The sequence below is a fragment of the Sporosarcina sp. P25 genome, assembly GCF_002743235.1.
GTDB lineage: Bacteria > Bacillota > Bacilli > Bacillales_A > Planococcaceae > Sporosarcina > Sporosarcina ureae_B.
Map to the genome: position 1 here is coordinate 216,706 of NZ_PDYV01000001.1, position 22,712 is coordinate 239,417.

Genomic DNA, 22,712 nt, shown 5'->3' on the forward strand with positions numbered 1-22,712 from the left:
ATGGGTGTAAATGAAATGTGGTGATGACATGAAAGTTTGTTTTTTCTCAGACATACATGGCAACTTGTACGCATTCGAAGAATTCTTAAGGCAAAGCGACCAGCTGGAAATTGATCAGTATATTTTTTGTGGAGATGTCTTTGGTTATTACTACGATCAAAATGCTATCCTATCGAAGCTGCGGAGTATGAAGAATCTACACGCTGTAAAAGGAAATCATGACCAATACTACTTAGATTATTGTTTGGCTGAAGAAGACGAAGATCAGTTAGTGAAGAAGTATGGGAATTCCTATAAAGGAATCATGAGTCGGATTTCAGCTGACAACCAAGTGTTCATTGAAAACATGCCCGATTCTCTCATTCTGGAAATGGAAGGGAAAAGAATGGGGGTGTTTCATGGAAGCGTAAGTGATCCTATCAACGGAAGAGTCTATCCAGATACTACATTATTGAAGGCGGACGGATATGAGACATTCGATTACGTGATACATGGACATACACATTATCGAATGGTGAGGAACCTGCAATCCACAACCGTTATTAATCCGGGATCTATTGGACAGCCAAGAGATACGAATGGCTTTAGCTTCGCTACACTTACACTGCCAAATGGAACAGTCGAGTTTCAGGAGATACATTGGGATAGACAATTATTGATCAGAGACATTGAGACATACGATGCGGGAAATCAAAAGCTGATAGATATCTTGTTTAGAAATGGGGAGAGGAATCATGAATAGAGTCATATTAGTTACTGCAATCGGTGGAGATGTGGGGCATAGTATTTTGAAATGCCTCAAGAACGAGTCCGATGTGTTGATTGGGTGCGATATAGATTCACATCCGGTAGGACTAGATGTAGTCGATAAATTCTTCTCTTCACTTCCAGCAGGAAATGAGGATTATATCTCCCAAATCTCAAATAAATGCAAAATTTATAACGTAACTCACTTAGTTCCTGTAAGTGAACACGAGATAGAAGCAATTATACATCATTTGGATATTTTTGAACGATTGAATGTAAAAGTGTTAATCAATAGAAAAGAAATCGTGGATATTTGCTTGGACAAGTATTTAACAGCGCAAAGATTAGAACATCTCGGCTTAGATATTCCAGAATATTTCTCAGAAGATAATTTCGTGGCCGACGGAAGGAAATATATTGTGAAGTTTAGAAAATCTTGCGGGTCTAAACTGTTAACGATCATTACCACTCAAAAAGAGTTAGACAAGATCAGTTCAAGTGTTTCGGAACTACTGATCATTCAAGAGTATATTGATGCGTCAGATGAGGAATATACAGTCGGAGTGTTCAGCGATGGGAAAGAAATCCGAATCATTTCATTCCAAAGAAGATTACAAGGTGGCTACACGAAATTTGTAAAGTTAGTGGATGATTCGTCCATCACGCGAGATGCGATCATTGCTGCGCAAGGTCTAGGTCTCGTAGGAAGTTTTAACATTCAATTACGTAAGAGTGGCGGTAAAAACTATATCTTCGAGATTAACCCGAGAATATCAGGAACTGTGAATTTTAGGCATCAACTAGGTTTCGAAGATGTCAGATGGTGGCTTGATATGATGGACGAAAGAGAAGTCCAACCGTATGTAAAGAAATATAAAAGTGCAATCGGCATTCGGGAAATGAATGAGAAGTTCTTACTGCTAAGTTAAAAAATAAGTCTTTTAAGGAGAATGACTATAGTGAGAGTGTTATATATCGCTACTTCATTTCCGGAACCATCAAAAGGTGCGACTATATATACCGACTTGGCAGAAGCCTTACACGAGGCTGGTCATGAAGTGACTGTCGCAGTGTCAGAGCAAGCGAGGAATAAAGAACGTACAGAATTACAGCAAGAAAGAGGATTCAATGTACTACGAATTGTAACGGGTAATTATTATGATGTTGGATTACTAGAGAAAGGCGTTACGACGTTAAAGATCCCACTCTTGATGAAACGTGGAATCACTAAATACTTTGCGAATAAAGAGTTCGATTTCATTTTATTTGAAGCGCCACCAGTCACGAATGCGGATCTCGTTGCATGGGCAAAAAAACGTTTTAATTGTCCTGCCTATCTGATGTTAAAAGATATCTTTCCACAAAACGCTGTAGATTTAGGAATGATAAATAAAAAGAGTGTATTTTATCATTACTTTAAATCAAAAGAAAACAAGTTACTGAAAACTGCGGATGTTATTGGGTGCATGTCTAATGCGAATAGGCAATATATTCTTACTCATCATACAAGACTTCACTCTTCTGCTGTTGAAATATTTCCTAATACGAAAAAAGTGAGTTATTCAAAAAACGTAATTAATCTACATGAGATCAACATGCGAGAACAGCTTGGAATTCCAAAAGACTCCTGTGTATTTTTGTTTGGTGGAAATATGGGGAAGCCGCAGTATATAGACTTTTTATGTAAAGTTGTTGAAGGCTGCAAAGATGAAAAGAATATGTATTTCCTATTCGTTGGCCGGGGAACGGACAGAGTGAAATTAGAAAAAGTAATAGAAGAAAAATCTATACACAATGCGCGTGTCATTGAAAATCTTCCAAGAGATCAGTATGAACAAATCACAAAAGAAAGTGATGTAGGTTTGATCATCTTAGATCCGCGATTCTCGATACCCAATTATCCATCCAGGATTCTATCGTACATGGAGTATGCCAAACCAATTATTGCAGCTACGGATAACGTAACAGACTTAAAAGAGCTGATTGAAGAAGCCGACTGTGGTGAATGGGTTTGGTCTGGTGATGTACATGTTTTTATAAATAAGGCGAAGGAAATGTCTACTTCCAAAAGGTTGAAGATAATGGGTGAGAATGGACGCAAATACATGGAAGAGAACTTCAAAGTACATCGCTCAGTTGAGATATTGGAAAGCCATTTCAAAAAGTGAGGTGTTGGATATGTTTAAGGACAAAACATTATTAATTACAGGTGGAACGGGTTCTTTTGGACATGCGGTAATGGAAAGATTTCTTGACAGCGATATAAAAGAAATACGAATTTTTTCTCGAGATGAAAAAAAACAGGATGATATGCGGAAGTTAAATAAAAACAATAAACTAAAATTTTATATTGGTGACGTAAGAGATTTGGCTAGTGTGAAAAATGCGATGCATGGAGTAGATTATATTTTTCACGCAGCAGCATTAAAGCAAGTTCCATCATGTGAATTCTTCCCACTTGAAGCTGTAAAAACCAATATCTTAGGAACTGACAATGTCTTAACGGCCGCCATCGATTATGGAGTAGAAAAGGTCGTTTGTCTGTCGACAGATAAAGCTGCCTATCCGATCAACGCAATGGGCATTTCTAAGGCGATGATGGAAAAAGTGTTTGTGGCAAAATCCAAAACCGTTTCCCCGGAAAGAACTTTAATATGTGGTACGAGATACGGAAATGTCATGGCTTCACGTGGATCTGTTATTCCTCTATTCATCGATCAAATCAAAAGTGGACAGCCTATTACCGTTACGGACCCGGGTATGACTAGATTCTTAATGAGTCTGGAAGAAGCGGTCGAACTCGTAGTGTTTGCTTTCCATAATGCAGAAGCGGGAGATATCATGGTCCAAAAATCTCCAGCTAGTACGATTGGTGCATTGGCACAAGCGATCAAAGAGTTATTCAATGCAAGTAATGAGATTAAAATTATTGGCACGCGTCATGGAGAAAAACGCTATGAAACATTGCTTACGAAAGAGGAATATGTGAAGTGCGAAGATTTACCAAACTTCTATAGAGTTCCATCAGATAAAAGAGAATTGAACTACGATAAGTATTTTGAAGAAGGAGATCGTGAGCTTTCTAGTATCCAAGAATACAATTCAGATAATACTGACATCTTGACTGTTGAACAGATTAAGGAAAGGCTGTTAGAATTAGAGTATGTTAGAACTGAATTAGAACACTGGAATAGAACCTTCCCTATTATGAATTAAAAGGTGGTCTGCTTCATGAAAATCCTAGTTACCGGAGCAAAAGGATTCTTAGGAAAAAATCTGATTGCGGAACTAAAAAATACGGGGTACAGTGAAATATTTGAATTTACTAGAGATACTAATTTTACACAGCTAGAGCATTACACAAGAGAATGTAATTTTGTATTTCATTTAGCAGGTGTGAATAGACCGCAAGATGACAACGAATTCATGGAAGGGAACTTCGGTCTGACTTCTCAAGTATTGAATTTGTTAAATCAACATCAAAATAAAGCGCCGATTCTGATCACTTCTTCTATTCAAGCGGAACAGGATCATCCCTACGGAAGAAGTAAAAAGGCTGCTGAAGAATTAGTGGCTGCCTATCAGAGAGAAACAGGTGTTGAAGTATATATGTATCGTCTGCCTAACGTGTTTGGAAAGTGGAGCAAGCCTCACTACAATTCTGTTGTGGCTACATTTTGTCATAATATCGCAAGGGATTTAGACATTCAAGTCAATAATCCGAATGCAGAGTTGAATTTATGTTATATCGACGATGTAGTAGAAGAGTTCAAGCTTGCGTTAGAAGGAAAGCCGACAGTCATTGAGGGGCGTTGTACGGTTGCTGTATCACATCCTATTAAAATTGGAGAGTTAGCCGATCTGATACGTAGTTTTAAGGACAGTAGAAGCGATTTATATATTCCCGATATGGAGAACGCTTTAACTAAGGCCTTGTATAGTACGTATCTAAGCTTTTTGCCGGAGGATCAGTTTTCATATGATTTGACTATGCATCGTGATGATCGTGGATCTTTTACTGAATTTTTAAGGAGTCGTGAAAGAGGTCAAGTTTCTATTAATGTTTCAAAACCTCATATTACCAAAGGTGATCATTGGCATCATACAAAAAATGAGAAGTTCTTAGTTGTCAGTGGGAAAGGAGTCATTCGTTTCAGAGGAATGGATTCCGATAAAATGATCGAGTATGAAGTGAGTGGGGACAAGCTACAGTCGGTCGATATCCCGCCTGGCTATGCACATTCGATTGTTAATACTGGAGATAGTGATTTGGTAACTGTTATGTGGGCAAATGAGTGCTTTGATGCGGAAAAACCCGACACATACTTTTTGGAGGTCTGATGATGAAAAAATTAAAAGTCATGACAGTAGTTGGGACGAGACCTGAAATCATAAGATTGTCGGCAGTCATCAATAAATTAGATAGTTCGTCTGCTGTTGAACATACGCTAGTTCACACCGGACAAAATTATGATTATGAGTTAAATGAAGTGTTTTTTGAGAATTTCAAATTAAAAAAGCCTGATTACTTCCTGAATTCAGCGAATGGAACAGCCGTGCAAACTATAGGGAATATACTTATTCACATCGATCCAGTGATTGACGAAGTACAGCCCGATGCATTTCTTGTACTAGGGGATACCAACAGTTGTATTAGTGCTATTGCAGCTAAAAGAAAACAAATCCCTATATTCCATATGGAAGCCGGTAATAGGTGTTTTGATCAACGGGTGCCAGAAGAAACCAATAGAAAGATTGTAGATCATATAGCTGATATTAATTTAACCTACAGTGATATCGCAAGGGAATACCTCTTAAGAGAAGGCTTGCCAGCAGACCGAATCATCAAGACCGGTAGTCCGATGTTTGAAGTGATCCATTCCAGAAGAGATGATATTGATCGCTCCGAAGTGCTCGAAAGACTGGATCTTGAAAAAGGGTGCTATTTTGTCATATCCGCACATCGTGAAGAAAATATTAATTCGCAAGTGAACTTCCTAGATTTGGTGGACAGTTTGAATACGATTGCAGAGAAGTATCAAATGCCAGTGATTGTCAGTACACATCCACGAACGAAGAACATGATTGAAGAAAAGGGAATAGAATTTCATCCTTTAGTTAAGACGATGAAGCCTTTAGGATTCAATGATTATATAAAGCTTCAAAAAGATGCAAAAGCTGTGCTGAGTGACAGTGGAACGATAAGTGAAGAGTCCTCTATTCTCGGCTTTCGAGCGTTGAATATAAGACAAGCTCATGAAAGACCAGAAGCGATGGAAGAAACGTCCGTCATGATGGTGGGCTTGAAGAAAGAAAGAATTATACAAGGGTTGAAAGTTTTAGAGACGCAAGAACAAGGAAGCTTGCGACCTGTCGGTGATTATAGTATGCCAAATGTTTCGGATAAGGTATTACGAATTATTTTGTCCTACACGGACTATGTAAACCGAGTAGTGTGGGGGAAATGAGCATGAAGAATATTAAGTAGACTATTTAAATCGAATGAAAAAATCTGATTTTCAAGGGTTGATTTTATGTTCGAAACTAAAAAAGTCCTCACTAGTAAAGATATTAGTCCTCTGTTAACTAGTATTAATCATTTAGCCATTATTTTTGTTTGTATGTGGATTGCTATTCCATATGTGAGAAGTATAATAGGTGTCATTTTCTTACTATTCTGGCTATTCATTTGGTTCATCACGACTGATATGAGATGGATTCTGAAAAAATGGTCATTAGATTTAGTATTTGTTCTAGTTTTTTTTATTACTTTCATTCCTTACTTCCTTACGGGCACATTATTTTATGGAGCCGCAGGAACGAATGCCATTACTATCAGCTTTCCCATCTTCTTAGCCGGAATATTTATTAATCATTATTATATGTACTATAAGAAAGATTATAAAGCTTTAGGATTGATCGCAATTTGTACCATTATATTCTTTATAATAGGTAATTTTCAAACCTACTTAGGCTTACTGGATTATCCGATGGCATCTAGAGAGCTTGCGACTGGAAGAGCAGATTTTATTCAAATGTATACTAAGTTAGGCATTGGTGGATTTGGCCATATTTACAGTGTGGTTTTCCTGTTAATAGGTAGTTTATATCCTATCATAAGAAATCCTTCTTTATTCACAGTAACACATAAAGCGTTAGCTCTGTTATTTAGTATTGTTGCTTTTCAGATGCTGATACAAGCTTCCTACGCTACTTCCTTATTGATATCCATACTTGGAATTATACTGGTTGTCTTTGCCAAAAATAGAGTGACGTTACTTCTATTAATGATTACTTCTTTTTTTCTGTTAGTGGTAGTGGATCAAATCGCTATGGGGAACTTTTTCTTAGCTATAGCAGATAAGCTTAGTTGGAACTATATTCTAAATGAAAAGTTCACAGATTTGGCTAACTCACTTTTAATAGATTTTAACGGTGGACAACTAGGTAATAGAGTAGATTTATACTTATCTTCTTTACAAACATTCTTTTCCAATCCCTTCTTTGGAATACTGGGTCCGTTCAGCCATATAGAATCTGGAAGAATCGAAGGACACTCCGGGTGGTTTGATTTACTAGGGTTTTACGGGTTATTCACTGGAGTTCCTTTGTTCTTAACTTTTTACTTTAATTTTAAAAAACATCTGAAATATTATAAAAAAACTAGCTTTACGGGTTTCTTACTAGTCATCTACTTCCTGTTTTTATTATTCGGTACTATTAATCCGGTACTTTATGTAATTGAAATAGGATTTGTCATATTCTGTGTCATACCTGCAATCCCGTATATTCCGTATGCTTTTAAGAGAGAAAAAGTTAAAGTTAAAGTTCCAAAAAAACGAAGCGTTGTTGTTACTGGAAGGGAGCATGGCATATGAAAGTGATGTGGATTACGAATATTGTTATAGGATCCATTCATCAGAAATTATTTGGCAGAGAATCTAATGGCCTATGGATGGATGCATTACTACAGGAATTCATCTCTACAAAAGAACATGAATTAGTGATTGTTACAACAGGGAGAAATAAAACGTATATTTACTTAGAAGAAGAGAATGTAAAATATTATATCCTACCAGGCGGTAATCCAGTTGAATATGATCATGCAAAAAAAGATCATATTCAGGATTGGGAAAGACTTTTAACTAAAGAAGCACCTGATATTATTCAGGTGTGGGGAAGTGAGTTTACACAAGGATTAGCTGCACTTAAAGCAAAACCTACTATTCCTTCTGTACTATTCATACAGGGATTATTGGCATCCATTGCGAAATATTACGAGGCGGGAATTGAACACGATGAGTTGAAGAAAAATATCACTTTGCGTGACATGATAAAAGGCGATTCTGTTCTTGCGCAAAAAAGAAAATTTTTAAAGAACAGCAAGTATGAAAAAGAAATGCTGAGAATTTCCGGAAACATTATTAGTGAAAATATATGGACCAATGCTAATTGCAAAGCGATCATTCCTGATCTCAACATTCATTCGTGTCCGTTAAGTATTAATGAAACATTTAAAAACTACCGATGGTCATATGAAACGAGTGAGCCTTATACCATTATGTGTAACGCATCAGGTTACCCATTAAAGGGATTACACATGATTTTGAAGGCACTGGCATTAGTAAAAAGAACGTATCCAAATGTTAAGTTAGTAGTACCAGGGAATCCGATGATTAGTGATCGAAATATAAAAAGTAGACTAAAAAAATCAGGTTATATGAAATACATCGAAGGACTAATAGATAAACTGGACTTGATGGATCATATAGAATTCACCGGTCCTTTAACACCTGACAATATGGCTAAGACCATGTCGAAAGTTAACGTGTTTGTACTTTCCTCAGCATTGGAGAACCACTCTAGCACCTTAAAAGAGGCAATGATGGTAGGAACACCATGTATAGCTAGTAATGTAGGGGGGATACCTGAATACGCCACCCATGAAGACATCGCATTACTCTATCGTTTTGAAGAGTATGAATTGCTTGCAGAATATATCAAGATGATTTTTGAAGATCCACAACTAGCGAATAGGCTGTCTCAAAATGCGTTAAAAGCTGTACATACTCTCCATGATGACGGGATGATTTATAAGACGATTACAGATATTTACATGAATATTATGCATGACAATAAAATTAATTAGTGCTCACTGCATAGCCTTTGCTGTAGATAGGAAAACGAAATGAGGTGACATCATGAAAGTGACATTCTACTCAAATTTCTTGAATCATCATCAATTACCTTTCTGCCTGGAAATGTACGAAAGGCTTGGAAGGGATTTTAAGTTCGTTGCAACTGAACCCATGCACGAAGAACGAGTAGAGCTAGGGTATGAAGATATGAGCGAGAAATATCCCTTTACACTCAACTCCTATGCTACTGATGAAAATTATCATAAAGCTCTTCAATTAAGTGAAGAAAGTGAAATTGTAATTATCGGTTCCGCACCAGCAATTTTTATAAAAGAAAGGCTGAAGCAGAACAAAATCACCTTTCGCTACTCTGAAAGGATTTTTAAAAAGGGACGTTACAGAGTGGTGAGTCCTAGATCCTTCTTTCCTTTAGTGAAAAACCACACGCGTTATCTGAATAAAAATGTGTATATGTTATGTGCAAGTGCATACACTGCTGCAGATTTTAGACTAGTAGGAGCGTATAAGAAAAAGGCATTTAAGTGGGGATACTTCCCTGAAGTAAAGCGTCATGACATAAAAGAGCTAATGGAAAAGAAACAGAATAGAGTTCCTAAAATATTGTGGGTAGGAAGGCTATTAGGACTAAAACATCCAGAACAGGCGATACAAGTAGCTGCCATGTTAAAGGCCAGCGATTACTTGTTTCACATGGATATCATTGGTTCCGGAGAGATGGAAGATGAGTTGAAAGAAATGATAGAGAAATATGATCTTTCTACTCATGTAAACCTGCTAGGTAACATGAAGCCAGATGAAGTAAGACGTCATATGGAACGCGCAAATATCTATTTATTCACTAGTGACTTCAATGAAGGTTGGGGAGCAGTCTTGAACGAAGCTATGAATAGTGGATGTGCCGTAGTTGCAAGTCATGCTATTGGTTCTGTACCATTTTTACTCGAACAAAATAAAAACGGATTAATTTATAAGAATGGAGATATACATCACCTATACAAATGTGTTGCCAGTTTATTAGATACTACTGGTTTAGCTGAAAGATTGGGAATTGAGGCCTATCATACATTATACGAAACATGGAATGCAAAATATGCAACCACCCGATTGATAAACTTGTTTGAATCTTTACTAGGCGGAATACACTTACACTATGAACAAGGCCCCTGCAGTCAGGCAGAAATACTAACGCACAAGTTTATATATTAAATTTGGCAAGTAAAATATTCATTCGAAATAGAGTTTTTAAAGATTGAATTACTGAAGAGTAGGGGTGGTGTGTATGGCTAAAGATCAAATTAAATCAGGTGCACTTCTATCCTATGTAAATATTATTTTAACTACCTTTAGCGGGTTATTGTTCACACCATTCCTGCTGCGGCATCTCGGTCAATCTGAATATGGTTTGTATATGTTAATCGGTTCAATTGTAGGGTATATTGCGATTATGGATTTGGGATTACACAATACGATGTACAGGTTTATATCGAAGTATCAAAGTGAAAAAAATGATAAAAAACAAGAAAACTTTTTGGCTACTATATTTTTAATTTATGGTTTGATCTCGCTTTTAGTATTACTAATAGGCACATTACTCGTAATGAATCTGGATCTTTTCTTTGCTCATTCTCTTACGGATGCCGAATTTTCTAAGGCTAAGATTATGGCGGCTATTCTAGTATTTAATTTAATGTTATCACTTCCTCTTGGGGCATTTCATTTTATCGCCAATGGGTATGGAAGATTTGTGGTCGTGAATGTGATAGGGATCGTCAGAATATGCTTGCGTATTGGTGTTCTCATTACACTACTGTTAATGGGGTATAAGTCTATTGCCATTGTTATCATTGATACAATCTTAAATATTGGAATTGGGGTAGTATACGCTATATATTGCTTCAACCATCTTAAAATAAAAATCAGATTGTATAAATTCGATATGGAATTTATTAAAGAAATTATGAATTATTCTTTTTTTATTTTCATTACAGCGATTGTGAATCAACTCTTTTGGAGAATTGGTCAAGTGACATTAGGAATATATAGCAGTACAGTAGCAGTTGCGCTATATGCATTATCCTTAACCCTCGTAATCTATTATCAACAACTTTCATTAGCTATATCCAACGTTTTTATGCCAAAGGTATCTAATTTAGTAAGTGAAGGAGCAAGTGGAGAAGTATTGACCAGTTTAATGATTCAGATCGGTCGTATCCAATTTGTGATATTGGGTATCGTCTTATCAGGTTTTATCGTAACGGGGCAATCTTTTATAGAATTTTGGGCTGGAGAAGAATATGGAGAAGTGTATTGGATCACTCTTCTGATTTTCATACCGGTGACAGTTCCTATGTTTCAAACGCTTGGCGGTGTGATTTTGCAAGTCAAAAGTATGCACAGGTTTGAGGCGAAGGCTTATCTTGTCATGGCGCTCTTAAATATTCCGCTTTCCATATGGTTAGGTATGCTATACGGTCCGATGGGGATAGGAATTTCGACAGCTGTCTCGATTATTATTTTCCAAATTGGTGTGATAAATTGGTATTACCAATATAAGATTGGGATCAACGTACCTAGATTTTTTAGAGAGACCTTAAAAGGTATTCTTCCTACAGTGATTGTAACTGTTTTACTAGGACAACTAGTTAACAGTATGGGATGGGAAGGATGGTTAGCACTATTATTGAAAATGGTTTTTGTTGCAGTAACGTATATAGTCTTACTGTCATTCTTTGGTTTAAATAGTTCCGAAAGAGCGATATTTAGTGGATATAGAGTGATTGTTAGAAAGAGGTTTAAATATTTGTAGATGTGAAAACCTAACGCTCACCACACCTCAACATCTTGCCAACCTATCCTACACATGTGGTAGGCAATATATGTAAGGCAGCCGCCACTGTACAAGTGACGACTGTCTTTTTCATCAGCGTTTACGATAACGAAACAGCCGCGAAAGGCCTTTCAGAATGATCGCCAAGGCGAACAACACGATGATGATCACCAACACCACAGCAAGAGCTAACAGCAGCAAGCTTCCAGTGAGAGCGCCCAATAAGCCCGGAACGATTAAAAATAAACCGAGCAACGCATATCCGGCTAAAATCCCGAAGAAGAAAAGCCATTCATTGCTTACATGTGCACATTTCGACATAAACTTCACCTCCTTGCTGTACTATATGTAGCGTTCAGCAAGGCGATGTAATGCAATTCACTCGGTTTTGATAATAAAAGAGTGTTAATAATTCTACCAACCCAATAATCGATAATAAACAAGGCATCCAATCGATAAACCGATTGGATGCCTTGTTCTGATCATCTCGATGTGCGATTAAGTTGTCACGACTCTACTTACTATCAATCAAACGTCAACACAATACGTCCATTGATTTGACCCTTTTCCATCTTTTCAAGCACTGCATTCACATCGGAAAGGGGAGCTGTTTCAATTTGCGCCTTTACTTTCCCGCGTGCGGCAAAATCAAGCGCTTCTTTCATGTCGATTCGTGTTCCCACGATGGAACCTTTTACTGTGATTCCGTTTAACACCGTATTGAAAATAGGGATCGGTAAATCTTCATGTGGCAATCCGACAGCAACCAAAGTGCCACCGCGTTTGACGGAACGGTACGCTTGCTCAAAAGGTACTTGAGATACCGCTACACTAATCGCCGCCTGTACGCCACCGACTTGCTGTTGAATCGCTTCGGCAGGATCTTCATTTTTGCCGTTCACTATAATGTCGGCTCCGAGTTTCTTCGCCAGTTCCAATTTTTCATCCGCGATATCAACTGCCACTACATTGAACCCCATAGCTTTCGCATACTGTAACGCTACATGACCCAATCCACCGATGCCGTAAATTGCCACCCAGTCTCCTGGTTTTGCACCGGATACTTTCAACGCTTTATATGTTGTCACACCTGCGCAGAGGATAGGTGCGGCTTCAACAGAGCTTAGATTTCCAGGGATTTTCGCAACGTAATCTGCTGCTGCGAGGCAATACTCCGCGTACCCACCATCCACTGAATAGCCACCATTTTCTTGACTATGGCATAGCGTTTCTTTCCCTTGTAGACAATAATCACACTCACCGCATGCAGAGTAGAGCCAAGGTATACCGACACGATCTCCGACTTGTACGGAATTGACGTCCGGTCCAATAGCTTCAACAATTCCTACACCTTCATGACCTGGAATGAGAGGAAGTTTCGGTTTGACAGGCCAGTCACCATTGATTGCGTGTAAGTCTGTATGACAGACGCCGCATGCCTCTAGTTTGACTAATGCCTGACCGGCTCCAGGTGTTGGTTTTTGTGTGTTTTCAATTTGTAACTTTGTCTGAAACTCTTTAACGATCGCTGCTTTCATTGTGGTCTGTTTTGTAGTCCCTCTTGCGTTACTGTTTTGAATTGCTGGTTTCATGAATGATTCCTCCCTTTTTCTCTTACGGACTATCTGTATGTGGGAGGATTACGGATTAGTACACGTTACGTGAAAATAATAGAGTTCGATATAACATATTTGCTTCGGCTTTTTTTAATAACTTGGAGAATCATTTGATTATTAAAAAGATACGTAGTTTGAGTGAAGGAAGTAATCACAAATCACAAATCACAAACGAAATGATGAAGCCCCAAATAGCGTTTTGTTCTATTTACAGTGAAAAAATATTGATTTTGATGAACAGAAACTAAATGCCTAATGTAATTTTTATAAGTATATAATTCTGTCGATAAGTAAATCTTTGGAATCATTGATTTTAAGTGGTAAAAAGGACTAAACTACGTATAGATTTAGCCGATAGCAAGAACAGTAAGTAAAACCCAAACTGCTCTATTTATAATACGGACAGAGTCAGAAGAAAAGAGGAGATGTAATGAGTAAAATGAAGAACAAAGACAGATGGAGAATAATATTCTTTCCATTAATTGCGATTATGCTAGTGTTTTCAACTGTTTCACCAACACTAGTGGTAGCAGCCGGAGAAACGATTACAACAGTCACGTTAGATAAAAAATACACGACTGCAGCAGATATTAACCAGCAAGGTTTCATACTGAAATTAAAATTGGAGAATGGCAAAGAGTGGGCTACTGACATATTAACAAATGCAGAAAAAAAGCAGATTTTACTTAATGCCATTATTGCCGATCAGGATAAAGAACAGTGGGAAAAGCTGAAAAAAGATATTACTGTCCAGGAAAATCCAACAGATAGAACCGAGTTGATCTTGACATTACCAAGTGGAAAAGATTATAAAGTTACTCAGAACCAGAATATCACCATCAATATCAACCCGGTATTAATTGAAAATTGGCCTGGAGAAGTAACACCTGTAAACTTTACGATTTTTGCAGAGCCGCAGATTACATTAGGCGGGTCTATTACGAAGGATACTGTACTGAATAACATACAAAAGGGTGGCAAAGTAGTAGAGCTTCAATTGTTAAATGCAAAATGGGATGAAGAATACATAACAACCATTACTAACTTCAATACGTTGTTAGACAGTTTTACAAACTCAGGTGCAGGTGTTTGGGATGCAGCACAGGCTTTGAAAAATACTGACCCTAACAAAACTGTTTCATACTCTAATGATAAGAGAACGTTACTGTTAAAATTACCTGCTTTAAATAGTAGCTATGCAGGTATTGTCAAAGTTCAAGTACCTAAACTATTTTATAAAGTTGAAAATGTAAATAGTGAAGGAATAATTAGTGAAACTGGGACTGAAATTACTGGCGATAAAATATCAGGAACGCCTGTTATGTTTACAATCAAACAAGACGCCACTCCTACTATGAATATTGAGGGAACGTTATTAGAAAAAGATATAAAAGATACTATAGTTTCACCGAAATTGACGTTTAAATTAGAAAATGCAAAGTGGGCTTTGTCTTCTGTCGAAAAGAAAATGCTTCTTCTCGATAGTATTCAAGCGAACGATCAGAAAGACCAGTGGCAATTAATCAAAAATAAATTGTCTTCTACTAATATTGATTCTACTACTAATGATTCAGAGGTCACGATTAATTTTCCTACAGTAGAAGATCTTCATTTAATAAAAGATATGCATTTGTCTATCAACATTCCTTATCAATTGCTACAGAACGATGTGAAAATTCCTGTACAACAGTTTAGCATTAAAGCACAGCCTAAAGTTCTGCTATCTGGTACCGCTATGCCAGTTATGACGCAGACGGACTTTGCTAAAGGTGGAAAGACCATTGTACTATCGTTGGTAAATAACACATGGCAACATGATGTAGCTACCAATACAACAAAGCGTGAAAATCTTTTAAAAGCTTTCACGTGGTACACCTCTGAAGCAGAAGTATTAGCCCGAGCAGATGTGAAACGTACAAATAATTATACAGTGACAATAAAATTACCAGCAGTTTCAGATAAATTCAGCGGAAAGATTCTGTTTAAAAGCCAAGAACTAACTGGGAAATCTCTTCTAGTAGCTGATCAATACTTCCTTAGTAAAGAGGATAGTATTGAAGTGGAACCTGTTAATAATCAATCAGCAGTCATAACGGGTACTGCAACAAGTAAAATCAATGATTTGGATGTGGCTAGAGGTGGTCAGACCGTAATCATTTCGTTGAAAAATGATAGTTGGAAATCAAATATAGAAAGTATTAATGCTACAAAACCGATTGTTTTATCAACGAGTAACAATAAGGAAATAAAATACAAAATCACAAGAACAAGTGATACAACCGCGACGTTGAAGTTATATAATAACGATGCATTCATATTGACAGAAGATCAACATGTTAATATTACGATACCTACAGAATTACTAAATGTTCGTGCATCTGGACCTCTACAAATTGACTCTGCTTTTAAAGTCGCTGCTGTCACAGCGTCTTTATCTGGAACAGGCATGAATTTAGAGCCGGAAGATATTCAAAGAGGAAGTAAAACTCTTGTTGTTACGCTTAACAATGCAGAGTTTAAAGACAACTTGAGTGTTGCAGAGTTAAAAACAATGTTCAGTAGTGCCTCGTTGCCTTGGAATTTCACGACTTCTGACTACTCCGTAGCGAAGAACAGATTGACGATTAAACTTCCTGCAGTTCCAACGTATTCAACAGAAAATGGACAATCCTTTACATTGAACTTTAAAAATACGATGTTGAAGAATTATGAAAGTAGTTCACCAGTGAAAACAAAAGATGTACAAAATGGAACAGTTTCAATTGGCGGAATTGCATCCGCAAGTTTAGGGCAAACATCATTTGCGGAGTCAGATGTCCAAGCGGGTAATCGTTCAATTACTATGACTTTAACTAATGCAGAATGGGACGCTACAATCGAAACGAATGCTAGCAAAAAAGCGGCATTACTAAAAGGATTTGTAGTGACTGACCAAACGAAAGAGTGGGCGATTGCATCTTCTGCCATAGCGAAAGATGGTAAGTTTATTGTGAATGGCAAAACACTTGTTATACATTTGCCTAAAATTCCCAGTTATTCTATTGTACGAGATCAAAAGATAGCAGTGACGGTTCCAAAAAGTGTGCTTAGCAACTATAAGTACGATATAAAAGTTAATCAAAGTTTACTTATTAGCGTTCCAGCTATTCAATCTGAACAATCATTTGCAGATATACTCGATTCAGGATTAGCTGATTATATCGATCAAGTTGGAATAGGCAATATTCGTATTGAAGTTCCAAAGAAAGTAATTCAGAAGATTTTCACGTATGCGGCTCAACTAGGTAACAACACGCTTACTACTGTCGAAGTAGAAGCCGATGCATTTGCGAAGAAGGCAGTAGCGACGATTCATTCTGCAGATGGGGAAGTAACAAAAGAGTCGGAAGTTAGAATGAATGATAAATTTACTTTTGTATTTGATGATGTTCAGCCAAATAGTACACTGGAAATTGTGGTGTATGATGATTCGGATACGGTGATAGACTCTTCATTCAATAAAATGGTTGCAGGAAATAAAATCTTTTCGGACCTTCCTGCTAGCCCACTTGAAGGCAGTTACTCATTATATTCATTGCTGACAGAGCAATCTTTATTGTCAAATATACTTAAATACTATTCACTCGAAGACTTGAAAATAGGAACAACCAATTAAGGAAGGTGAAGATTAATGAAAATGTGGAAACGATTCTTTTTATCGACAGTACTGATGTGCTTGGTAACTTTGGTCATTGTCCCTGCCGCTTCAGCAAAGTCATTCCCATCTAAATCAGTCCATGATGCTATGAAATCATGGAGTATTAAGTTCAGCCAACAGGTTGAACCGGGCTCTGTAACCGAAGCCAACATTTATATAATGGATGGCAGTAAAAAGCATGCTGCTTCCGTACAGTTATTAAGTGATGGTAGGACGATTAAAATAACACCAAGAACATCTTACGTATCTGGAAAGATATATCAGCTAGAAGTGTCAGATGAAATTCGCTCTACGAAAGGTGAAACGTTGAGTAAGAAAACAACTATGCCTTTTGAAGTAACGGATCCATTAGCAGCTATTGAAACCATACACTATACTTCTGGTGAAGGTTTGCATCACTTCAAAATTACCGCAAAACCTGAAGTCCACGCGGTCAAGATTAACGGGATTCCACTTCGTCTGACAGGATGGAATGAGTTTACCCATACGTTTAATAATCTAAAAGCAGGTAGCACAGTTACAATAAAAGCCTATAGCGAGACGAATAAAACGCTAGAAACGAAGACGTATAAACTGGATTAAAACGTATTAAACATGTTAATGACTAGTGTGAAGACGGTATGCTACCGAATTCACACTAGTTATTTTTAATTTAGTAATCAGTTCAGGTAGATACTCAAATATGTATAGATTGACGATATGATACGAGCTGGGTTTGTGGAGTTGTGTAAATATGTTGCAATTTATTAAAAGGCAAAGAGAGAGTTTATAGAAATTCTCTCTTTGCCTTTTTTGATTTCGGTTTTAATTTGGATCTGTCACTTCATTAGTGAGAAAGAGAAGTTTACTGTATCGGGTAACGCACTTCGATGATTTTTTACTTATTCCCAACGCCCCGTAAGTACTTTCTGACGTGTATAGAAATTCAGTCCGTCTTTACCGTTCGCATGAAGATCGCCATAGAAGGAATCTTTCCAACCGGAGAATGGGAAGAAGGCCATAGGTGCAGGTACGCCGATATTTAATCCGAGCATTCCTGCGTCAATATTTTCGCGGAAATTGCGTACGTTTCCACCGTCTCTTGTGAAAATACATGCGCCGTTACCGAACTTGGATTTATTCGATAAGTCGATCGCTTCATCCAAGTTTTTCACACGGCTGATCGATAGGACAGGGGCGAAAATTTCGTCTTGCCAAATCTTCATTTCGCTCGTGACATGATCAAAGATCGTAGGTCCGACAAAGTATCCTTTTTCTTTAGCTGCACTGTCTAGGCGACCATCGCGAACCATTGTTGCGCCTTCATTTTCACCAGTCGCGATGTATTGTTCTGTACGTTCTTTATGCGTGTCACGAATGACGGGTCCAAGGAAGATTCCTTCGTCCAAACCGTTTCCGATTGTGAGTTCATTTGCTCGATTGAGCAATGTTTCAACAAATTCATCTGCAATGTCCTCTTCAACAGCGACGACTGAACATGCCATGCAACGTTCTCCGGCTGAACCGAATGCTGCGTTGATGATTTGTGTGGCGGCATTGTCTAAGTTCGCATCTTTTAAGACGATGGAGTGATTTTTTGCTCCCGCTAGTGCTTGAACGCGTTTTAGATTATCTGTTCCGCGTTTGTAGACGTATTCTGCAACGGGCTGAGAACCTACGAATGAAATGGCGGCGATCTTTTCGTGATCTAGAATACTATTTACTACGTCGTGTGCTCCGTGCACAATATTGAATACCCCTTTAGGTAATCCGGCTTCTTCGAGTAGTTCAGCTAAGCGGTTTGCTAGCATCGGTGTGCGCTCGGACGGCTTGAGTACAAATGTATTTCCTGTTGCGATTGCCATCGGGAACATCCAGCATGGCACCATCATCGGGAAGTTGAATGGAGTAATTCCGCCAATGACGCCGATTGGATAGCGATAGGTTCCAGATTCCAAACCTGATGCGACGGATGGCAAGTTATCACCCATCATCAACGTAGGGGCTCCTGTGGCAAATTCTACACATTCAATTCCGCGTAGTACTTCACCGTGCGCTTCAGTAAGGTTTTTTCCGTTTTCGACTGTGATAATTCGAGCGAGTTCATCCCAGTGATCGACTAATAGTTGCTGATATTTGAATAGAATACGTGCGCGACGTGGAACGGGTACTTCTTTCCAAGTAACAAATGCTTCGCTAGCTACTTGTACTGCGCGATCTACATCTTCTTTTGTTGAGATGGGTACGTGTGCGACGACTTCTCCAGTGGCAGGATTATATACAGGCTCTGTTTGGTCTGTCGTAGCAGATACCCATTCACCGTTAATATAGTTTTGTACTGTTACTGTTGAATTTGTTGTCATATAGATGGCCTCCTAGTGTAATTACATATTCTATTAAAATTGGTATTCATAACATACTTGATATAGCTCTGCGATTTCTTCTTTTGAGGGTGTTTTAGGATTATTGCTAGGGCTTCCGCTGGCGATCGCGTCTGTAGACATTTTACTGATAGCGCTTACAAACTCTGCACGTGGAATTCCCCATTGTTCAAGATTCGGGATAGCTAATGCTTTACATAAATCCTTCACTGATTGTACAGCGATTTCTGCGGCAGCTTCATCTGATACTTGTTCTGCTTCGGAAGAAAAGATCCGGCCGATGTCTGCCAATCTATCAATACATGCATCTTTGCTATATTCCAGTATAGCAGGTAAAAGCATCGCATTCGAGAAACCGTGTGGCACATCAAATAGGGCACCAATGGGCCTAGACATTCCATGGATTAAACAAACGGATGCATTGGAAAATGCACTTCCAGCTTGAAGCGCAGCGAGTGACATACCTTCTCTAGCTTCGATGTTTTGACCGTCCGTGAATGCTTGATACAAATTCTTTGAGATTAACTTGATTGCGGATAATGCCATCATATCTGTCATCGGATGAGATTTTTTAGATATGTATGCTTCAATGGCGTGACTCAGTGCGTCTACGCCGGTCGCTGCTGTTACTTTTTGAGGAGAAGAGAGCGTCAGCAATGGATCGACGATGGCTACATTCGGCATGAAAGCAGGCTGTTTAATCATCATTTTCACTGTTGTTGCTGAATTCGTGATGACGGTGACGTCTGTGGCTTCTGAACCGGTTCCTGCAGTAGTTGGAATCGCGATGTGGGGTACAGGTGCTATTTGTGCAATTTTCTTCATGCCTACGTAGTCTTCGATGTTTCCACCGTTAGTCGCTACTACTGCAACTGCTTTCGCCGTGTCGATACAACTTCCGCCACCTAATGAAATAATCAAGTCGCATGTTTCATCTTGATATAATTGAAGTGCATCTTCTACATATTGGTCATTGGGCTCTGAAGCTACACCAAGGAAGACTACACTTTTAACAGAGTGTTCCAATAATTCACGCTGACACTCTTCTACGTATCCGAGATTCTGCATGATTTGGTCGCTGATGATCAGTGCTTTCTTACCGAGATGTACAGCTTTTTCACCAATCTGTGCAAATGAATTTTGCTGGTACAGTATGGTGGGTGGCATTTGAAACGTTTTGCAAGTTTCCATCAGGTCAGCTCCTTACATTATAATACGTGTAATAAAGTAGGACGTTTAAAACAGTAATAAAAAAGTGTAGCGTCTAGGCTACACTTTTATTAATAAACAGAGTGTAGCATTAAGGCTACACTCTAGTCAAATATTAAATTTTCTCATTTTTTTGTATAACGTCGTTCTGTGGATGCCAAGCAGCTCAGCGGTCTTTGATTTATTGCCGTCTGTTTTATCTAGTAAATCGATAATCATCTTTTTTTCTTCTGCGTCTTGTTTCTCTCTGATATTTTCCAATGTGTGGATATTTTGTCCATCCACGATTAGTTGGGGTAAATCTGTTACGTCGATGCTATTGGAATGAACCGTGCTGACTAAGTGTTCTAGCACGTCAATCAATTCTTCGATATTGCCTTTCCATTCGTAATTCATTAAGTACGTCACAGCCGAAGTGGTAAAAGACTTCTCGGGTATTTTATGTCTGAAACATATTTCCTGCATATAGTGTGACAGTAAATAGGGAATGTCTTCTTTCCTGTTGCGAAGTGCAGGAATGGTCAGTTGCAACGGATTTAATTGGGCATATAACTCGGAGCTGAATGCATCACTTTCGGCTAATTCATATAAATTTTGTGTAGAAGAAATAATGAGTTGGACAGGGAAGCCTTCTGGAGCGTGTCGTAAACAGTCCAGTAACTTCATTTGTAAAGTCATAGATAATGCTTCTATATCTTGTAAGTAGAGTGTGCTTTCGTTACCGGAAGTGAGGATTCCATGCATGCCGAAAAGCTGTTCGTCCACGTTTTTTAAGACCTCTACCGTACAGTGTATGATCGTAAATGGTTTTGATGCGAGTGGGCTTAATAAGTGAATGCTTTCTGCGAATGCCTTTTTCCCGGTGCCTTTTTCGCCTGATAGTAAAACGACAGCTTGTGTCCGTGCAGCAGTCCGCGCTTTTCTTTTCAAGTCGGATATCGCTTCACTCGTTCCGATAATTTGATTGAGACTCGAAAAGCCTTCTGATGATAGGGGAGGAAGTTCTGTATCGGCCATGACTTTCTGCAGTTGCAATCGTTCATAGATCCGGTAGATGTCCGAAACCCCTTCAAAAATGAGCATGCCGATTGCTGCGACTACTTTGCCATTTTTCCAAATAGGGATTCGGTGAACGACCATGTCTTGCCCTTGTATATTTTGTAGAACGCCTCTTTCCGGAATGCCTTTTTGGACCGTTTCATGTAAATTCGTGTTTTCAATTACGTCTGTTACATGCCTTCCCATTGCCTCGGATCTAGGTACACCTGTGAATTTGCTATATGCCTCATTGAATTCGATGATGATCCCATTTTCATCGACTACCGCAATACCTTCATACGCTTTTTCAAGAATAACAGATAAAATATCCGTCACTTTGTCATTTTGTATATAGCTTTCCATCAGTGCCGTTAGCCCTTTGAAGATTTCTTTTTGCGTTAGGAGGCCTGTGAGCATACCTTGTTGATTTTTCACCATATAGACAGCCGGATTGTCGGATTGAAAAGGGAGTTCACTCAACAATGACTGCTCATCTATTTCAGCTACTTGCGTGAAGAACATCGTCTCGAGCAACATATGTTTGTCACGGCCACTGACGAATTCTTCCAGTATATGGTTTGGAGTCATCATGCCAATCGGTTTATGATGTGAATCGACAACTGGAAGAAATTCAAGTTTCAATTCCTTCAAAACTTTAGCCGCTTCTAGCAATGTCTTATCTGATTGGATGACCGAAAAGTTTTCATTCATCCAATTCGCTACAGACATCCATTTCTTATCGTTTTCAAATTGTATGAGTGTATGAATAAATGCGTCTTTAAACATTAGAGCCTCCATGAGATATCTATTTTTACGTTGTGTTAGTTAATTATAGCTTGAAAATTATACATGTGCACGGGACTGAATGAAGGGAGAATGTATTTCGAACTTGCAGTAAAAACACCTTCCATAAAAATCGGTAGAAGGTGTTTGGAATTTACTATAGTTGAAACCGAATGCATTCGAGTGGTTTCTGTTGTGCGTGAAAGAAACAATAGATCTTTACGGTGAAATAGCTAGCGATCAGTAAAGGGAGTCTGTTCTGTCATTACACTCTCG

17 protein-coding genes are annotated in these 22,712 nt (G+C 38.3%); 12 read left to right on the forward strand and 5 right to left on the reverse strand.

Annotation, left to right across the window (positions count from 1 at the left end; genetic code table 11):
* Window positions 1–28: 28 nt before the first annotated feature.
* The 10 genes from CSV70_RS01055 (at window position 29) to CSV70_RS01100 (ending at window position 11,712) form a co-directional block, all read left to right on the forward strand.
* Window positions 29–742, forward strand: a complete 714-nt coding sequence (locus CSV70_RS01055; RefSeq protein WP_158232380.1) for a metallophosphoesterase family protein — start codon at window positions 29–31, stop codon at window positions 740–742.
* On the forward strand, window positions 735–1,676 hold the full coding sequence (locus tag CSV70_RS01060; RefSeq protein ID WP_158232327.1) for an ATP-grasp domain-containing protein: 942 nt from the start codon (window positions 735–737) through the stop codon (window positions 1,674–1,676). Before CSV70_RS01055 ends, CSV70_RS01060 begins: the two co-directional genes overlap by 8 nt.
* Window positions 1,677–1,706: 30 nt before the next feature.
* Window positions 1,707–2,915, forward strand: coding sequence for a glycosyltransferase family 4 protein (locus CSV70_RS01065; protein WP_158232381.1), 1,209 nt, complete (start codon window positions 1,707–1,709; stop codon window positions 2,913–2,915).
* 10 nt (window positions 2,916–2,925) lie between these two features.
* The gene (locus CSV70_RS01070) at window positions 2,926–3,963 is read left to right on the forward strand and encodes a polysaccharide biosynthesis protein (protein WP_099660872.1); all 1,038 of its coding nucleotides are present in this window, start codon (window positions 2,926–2,928) and stop codon (window positions 3,961–3,963) included.
* A 15-nt stretch (window positions 3,964–3,978) separates the two neighbouring features.
* The gene (locus CSV70_RS01075; RefSeq protein WP_099660873.1) at window positions 3,979–5,088 is read left to right on the forward strand and encodes a capsular polysaccharide biosynthesis protein CapF; all 1,110 of its coding nucleotides are present in this window, start codon (window positions 3,979–3,981) and stop codon (window positions 5,086–5,088) included.
* A gap of 2 nt (window positions 5,089–5,090) precedes the next feature.
* Window positions 5,091–6,215, forward strand: coding sequence for a non-hydrolyzing UDP-N-acetylglucosamine 2-epimerase (gene wecB, locus CSV70_RS01080; RefSeq protein ID WP_099660874.1), 1,125 nt, complete (start codon window positions 5,091–5,093; stop codon window positions 6,213–6,215).
* Between the two features lie 66 nt (window positions 6,216–6,281).
* Window positions 6,282–7,625, forward strand: a complete 1,344-nt coding sequence (locus tag CSV70_RS01085) for a hypothetical protein (protein WP_099660875.1) — start codon at window positions 6,282–6,284, stop codon at window positions 7,623–7,625.
* On the forward strand, window positions 7,622–8,896 hold the full coding sequence (locus CSV70_RS01090; RefSeq protein ID WP_099628292.1) for a glycosyltransferase family 4 protein: 1,275 nt from the start codon (window positions 7,622–7,624) through the stop codon (window positions 8,894–8,896). Before CSV70_RS01085 ends, CSV70_RS01090 begins: the two co-directional genes overlap by 4 nt.
* A gap of 52 nt (window positions 8,897–8,948) precedes the next feature.
* Window positions 8,949–10,112, forward strand: a complete 1,164-nt coding sequence (locus CSV70_RS01095) for a glycosyltransferase (protein ID WP_099660876.1) — start codon at window positions 8,949–8,951, stop codon at window positions 10,110–10,112.
* Window positions 10,113–10,185: 73 nt separating this feature from the next.
* Complete coding sequence (locus CSV70_RS01100; RefSeq protein ID WP_099660877.1) at window positions 10,186–11,712, forward strand: oligosaccharide flippase family protein; 1,527 nt, start codon at window positions 10,186–10,188, stop codon at window positions 11,710–11,712.
* 114 nt (window positions 11,713–11,826) lie between these two features.
* Here CSV70_RS01100 and CSV70_RS01105 read toward each other — a convergent pair whose 3' ends face one another.
* Together CSV70_RS01105 and adhP are read right to left on the reverse strand one after the other, a co-directional pair.
* The gene (locus tag CSV70_RS01105) at window positions 11,827–12,054 is read right to left on the reverse strand and encodes a hypothetical protein (protein ID WP_099660878.1); all 228 of its coding nucleotides are present in this window, start codon (window positions 12,052–12,054) and stop codon (window positions 11,827–11,829) included.
* A gap of 203 nt (window positions 12,055–12,257) precedes the next feature.
* Window positions 12,258–13,271, reverse strand: coding sequence for an alcohol dehydrogenase AdhP (adhP, locus tag CSV70_RS01110; RefSeq protein ID WP_099660910.1), 1,014 nt, complete (start codon window positions 13,269–13,271; stop codon window positions 12,258–12,260).
* A 508-nt stretch (window positions 13,272–13,779) separates the two neighbouring features.
* Here adhP and CSV70_RS01115 point away from each other — a divergent pair.
* Together CSV70_RS01115 and CSV70_RS01120 are read left to right on the forward strand one after the other, a co-directional pair.
* On the forward strand, window positions 13,780–17,004 hold the full coding sequence (locus CSV70_RS01115) for a hypothetical protein (RefSeq protein WP_099660879.1): 3,225 nt from the start codon (window positions 13,780–13,782) through the stop codon (window positions 17,002–17,004).
* 15 nt (window positions 17,005–17,019) lie between these two features.
* Window positions 17,020–17,628 carry an Ig-like domain-containing domain gene (locus tag CSV70_RS01120; protein WP_099628296.1) on the forward strand — a complete coding sequence of 203 codons (609 nt, stop codon included), beginning with the start codon at window positions 17,020–17,022 and terminating at the stop codon, window positions 17,626–17,628.
* Between the two features lie 299 nt (window positions 17,629–17,927).
* Here CSV70_RS01120 and CSV70_RS01125 read toward each other — a convergent pair whose 3' ends face one another.
* The 3 genes from CSV70_RS01125 to CSV70_RS01135 form a co-directional block, all read right to left on the reverse strand.
* Window positions 17,928–19,388, reverse strand: coding sequence for a CoA-acylating methylmalonate-semialdehyde dehydrogenase (locus CSV70_RS01125; RefSeq protein WP_099628297.1), 1,461 nt, complete (start codon window positions 19,386–19,388; stop codon window positions 17,928–17,930).
* A 33-nt stretch (window positions 19,389–19,421) separates the two neighbouring features.
* Window positions 19,422–20,597 carry an iron-containing alcohol dehydrogenase gene (locus tag CSV70_RS01130; protein WP_099628298.1) on the reverse strand — a complete coding sequence of 392 codons (1,176 nt, stop codon included), beginning with the start codon at window positions 20,595–20,597 and terminating at the stop codon, window positions 19,422–19,424.
* Between the two features lie 126 nt (window positions 20,598–20,723).
* On the reverse strand, window positions 20,724–22,439 hold the full coding sequence (locus CSV70_RS01135; RefSeq protein WP_158232382.1) for a sigma 54-interacting transcriptional regulator: 1,716 nt from the start codon (window positions 22,437–22,439) through the stop codon (window positions 20,724–20,726).
* Window positions 22,440–22,712 lie beyond the last annotated feature (273 nt).